The sequence below is a fragment of the Nonomuraea sp. SBT364 genome (assembly GCF_001083785.1).
Classification (GTDB): domain Bacteria; phylum Actinomycetota; class Actinomycetes; order Streptosporangiales; family Streptosporangiaceae; genus Nonomuraea.
In genome coordinates, this window is record NZ_LAVL01000360.1 from 1 (window position 1) to 1019 (window position 1019).

Genomic DNA, 1019 nt, shown 5'->3' on the forward strand with positions numbered 1-1019 from the left:
CCCTGCCCCCACACCTGCCCCTCACGCCCCTGTCACCTGGTACGGCTCGCGTACGAGCAGGGGGTTCTCTTGCCGGATTTTATCGTTTATCGTCGATTTTCGATGAATGATGACAGGGGGCCTCTGGCGCGGGCCGAGGCCGAGGAGTACGCGAGCTGGTTCAGGGCGCTGGCCGACGCGACGCGGATCCAGATCGTGTCGCTGCTGGCCCGGCGGCGTGAGCCGATGACCGTGGGGGAGATCGTGGCCGCCTCGGGCGTGGGGCAGTCCACGGTGTCGCACCACCTGAAGATCCTGGCCGAGGTGCGTTTCGTGCTGATGGACAAGCAGGGCACCGCCCGCCTTTACCGGATCAACGACACCTGTGTGAGCTGCTTCCCCACCGCCGCCGACGTGGTGATGGGCAACCCCGTGCCGGCCGCGCCGGCCTGCGATTGAGGAGACCGTCATGGCGCACGACGAGATCGTCGGCCGTTACTCGGCCCTGGCCCGCGCCGCGCCGGCCGGGGAACGCGTCACCGACTGCGAGCCGGACGCCTTCGCCGGCGGGCGTTTCGGCGCCGCCGGTTACGACGGCACCGAGGCGCTGCCCGGCGGGGCTGCGGCGGCCAGCCTCGGGTGCGGCAACCCGGTCGCCGTCGCCGAGCTGCGCGCCGGGGAGACCGTGCTTGACCTGGGGTCGGGCGGCGGCCTCGACGTGCTGCTGTCGGCGCGCCGCGTCGGCCCGCACGGCAAGGTGTACGGGCTGGACGCCAGCGCGGACATGCTGGCCCTGGCCCGGCGCAACACGGCGGGCACGGCCAACGTCGAGTTCCTGCACGGCGGCATCGAGGCGATCCCGCTGCCCGGCCAGGCGGTGGACGTGGTGATCTCCAACTGCGTGATCAACCTGTCCGACGACAAGGCGGCGGTGCTGGCGGAGGCGTTCCGGGTGCTGCGCCCGGGCGGCCGGTTCGGCGTCAGCGACGTCGTGACCGACGCGGTCGGCCACACCGAGACCGGCGAGGGCGGCGGGGGAG

General features: G+C 72.4%; 2 protein-coding genes. Both read left to right on the plus strand.

What is annotated here, in order from left to right:
- The first annotated feature begins 102 nt into the window (after positions 1–102).
- A complete protein-coding gene (locus ADY59_RS47345) occupies positions 103–438 on the plus strand; it encodes an ArsR/SmtB family transcription factor (protein ID WP_049577973.1) in 336 nt (111 codons plus the stop codon).
- Positions 439–448: 10 nt separating this feature from the next.
- Positions 449–1019, plus strand: a 571-nt coding sequence (locus ADY59_RS47350) for a methyltransferase domain-containing protein (protein ID WP_049577976.1), incomplete at its 3' end; no start/stop codon positions are given.

Bases quoted from the DNA above. Each gene is read 5' to 3' on its own strand.
- ADY59_RS47345 (WP_049577973.1), top strand. From the start codon at position 103: ATGAATGATGACAGGGGGCCTCTGGCGCGGGCCGAGGCCGAGGAGTAC.